Below are 3,017 nucleotides of genomic sequence, written 5' to 3' on the forward strand. Positions count from 1 at the left end.
TATTTTATATCGTATGGTTGTAGAATCCACTCTGTTTTTTTCTTTATTATATTCTGTCTGCAACGTAGCAGTTCCATCTTCCAGTTCGCCTTCTACAATCCAAGTTTTCCCCATATCTGTCACATCGTCAAATTGAAATGCTGTCTTTGAACCGATGAGTTCTTGCACCGCTTTTTCTAAACGGCTTACCACTGTCGGAGTTAGCGAGCCAACCTGCTTGTCCGTCGTTTCCGCGCCAGCAGGGATGGTCGCCGCCTGAACCGGAAGCGCGGTGGCTACAAATATGAGGACTGCAACTGCTGAAATCCAACGAAATTTCCGCACTATGAACGGCCTCCTTATTGTTTTCTCATTTTCTATATTATACATCGTTCAGGCGCCAAAAAAAGACAGAATGTTGCTTTGTTCATCGTATTCCTTGTATACAGTGGCATGTAAGTCCAAAAAAAGAAGACCTACTAAGGTCCTCTTTTCACTCACTTCTATACGATTCATAGGCCAGTTGCACGCTATTTTTAAAGTTCACATGATTTAGAACAGACGACCTTCGTACACGATCTCAGCCGGGCCCGTCATATATATGTGATTGTCGTCCTCACTCCATTCGATATCCAGGTCGCCGCCCTTCAGGCTTACAATGGCGTGGCGGTCGCTGTACCCGTTTAGTACAGAAGCAACAAGTGTAGCACAGGCTCCGGTTCCACAAGCTAGCGTTGGTCCGGCTCCCCTCTCCCATACTCTCATATCTATATGCTTCCGGCTACGTACCGTGGCGAACTCAACATTTGTCTTTTTAGGGAACAGCGGATGGCATTCCAGCTTCGACCCCCAGGCTTCCAGATCAAAGCTTGGCGCATCCTCCACATAAATGACACAGTGCGGATTCCCCATAGATACAGCCGTAAAACGAAAACCACTTCCGCCAGCTTCAATGGGCTCATTAATTACGCTAGACAGATCCAGTGTAGTTGGAATCTTCAAACCCTCAAGAATCGGCTCTCCCATATCCACCTTCACCATACGAACAAGTCCGTTCTCTACAGTTAGTTCGACCTGCTGTACCCCTGCACCCAGTGTCTCGATCGTGATCTGTTCACGGTTGATGTGCTTACGGTCATATACGTATTTAGCAGCACAACGGATAGCATTACCGCATTGCTCGGCCTCCGAGCCGTCCGAGTTAATGATACGCATGCAGAAATCCGCTTTTTCTGACGGCAATATATATACCAACCCGTCGGCACCAATACCAAAATGTCGATCACATAGTCGAACAGCTAATTCCGAGGCGTCAGACGGCAAATCCTGATGCCCAAACCAAACGATAAAATCATTACCTAGACCGTTCATTTTTGTGAATTCCATAGCTTACCTCCGCCGTTGCTGCTGATATCATGTTCCTCATGAAGCTTTGATCCCCATGATATCATACAGGGCAATAGTGGGAAAGCGATGCGGTATACATGACCCGATTTCTAGGCTGAAAACTTCGTACGTCCCGCTGAAAAGTGTGTATTTCCGCCGCGACGACGGTTGCGTCGACCGCCCCATACACTTCCCGCTCCCATCAGAAACGTGGGAATCCCGGCTGCCACAATGGATAGCGCCCACTCACGCAATCCAAGCGGTACCGTTTTGAAAATAGGTTGCAGCACAGGCACGTACATAACCACTAGCATTAGCACTACGGAGGAGAGCACGGCAAGCACGAGATAACTATTTTGAAACGGATTACGATGGAAAATAGAACGGGAACTGCGGCAATCAAATACATGAATTAACTGTGCCAAGACTAGCGTAGCAAAGGCAACGGACTGTGCTTTGATCAATTGTCCTGCGTCATCCGGTGCAATACGTAATGTCAGCCAGAAGGCCGCTAGCGTACATAAACCAATCAACAAGCCCCGACTAATGATTTTCCAGCCCAGTCGACGAGCAAAAATATTTTCCTTTGCGCCACGAGGTTTGTGCTCCATGAGATCCTTTTCTGGCTGGTCCACCCCCAGAGCCATCGCTGGTAGGCCATCTGTCACCAGATTCACCCATAAAATCTGGATCGGTAACAAAGGTAATGGCAGCCCGGCCATCATGGCAAAGAACATCGTCAAAATCTCACCAACATTGGAGGCGAGTAGATAACGGATAAATTTACGGATATTCTCGTAAATATTCCGTCCTTCCTCAATTGCGGCTACAATCGTTGAGAAATTATCATCACTCAGTACAAGCGCAGCCGCTTCTTTGGTCACGTCCGTCCCGGTAATGCCCATCGCAATACCGATGTCCGACGCCTTTATCGCCGGAGCGTCATTGACGCCATCACCGGTCATGGCTACGACATGTCCGCGTCTTTGAAGTGACTTGACGATCCGTAGCTTGTGCTCCGGCGAAACCCGTGCATACACAGAGACGGTATCAACGGCTTTGTCCAGCGCCGCATCATCCATCACAGACAACTCCTGTCCTGTCAACACATGGGAGCCGCGCTGAAGAATGCCCAGCTGCTGTGCAATGGCCTCTGCAGTTGTACCGTGATCTCCAGTAATCATCACAGTGCGAATGCCAGCACGACGGCACTTGCCAATGGCTTCGCGAACCTCGCGACGTGGCGGATCAATCATGCCTGTCAGCCCGATAAAGATCAGCTGTGCTTCAGCCTCCTCAACCGTGGAGACACGCTCATGCGAGCGGATATCACGGTAAGCGACACCAAGTACACGCAGCGCCTCTGAGGCCATTCCTTCGTTAGCTGCCAGTACCTTTTGGCGCAGCGTGCCCGTTAACGGAACGACATTTCCTTCCCATAAAATGTAGGAGCACTGACCCAGCAGCACATCCGGCGCACCTTTGGCAAAGACGATGTGTCCTCCCTGGTGGCGTACGAGTACCGACATTCGCTTCCGATCCGAGTCAAAAGGGAATTCTCGCTCCCTTGTGTACAGCTCATATAGCCCTTGTCTCGTGACCCCGCCCTTGGCAGCTAACGTGACCAGTGCTCCTTCCGTCGGGTCACCCTT

2 protein-coding genes and 1 pseudogene are annotated in these 3,017 nt (G+C 49.9%); all 3 read right to left on the reverse strand.

Features of this window, described 5'->3' with window-relative positions; translation table 11 throughout:
* Positions 1-324 (reverse strand): annotated as a pseudogene (locus GRP75_RS23070) (hypothetical protein); the annotation flags it as partial.
* Between the two features lie 207 nt (positions 325-531).
* Complete coding sequence (gene dapF, locus GRP75_RS23075; protein WP_023989311.1) at positions 532-1,365, reverse strand: diaminopimelate epimerase; 834 nt, start codon at positions 1,363-1,365, stop codon at positions 532-534.
* 110 nt (positions 1,366-1,475) lie between these two features.
* A partial coding sequence (locus GRP75_RS23080) for a cation-translocating P-type ATPase (protein WP_160790475.1) occupies positions 1,476-3,017 on the reverse strand: 1,542 nt, incomplete at its 5' end.

It is taken from the genome of Paenibacillus sp. OT2-17 (genome assembly GCF_009827695.1).
Lineage (GTDB): Bacteria > Bacillota > Bacilli > Paenibacillales > Paenibacillaceae > Paenibacillus > Paenibacillus polymyxa_B.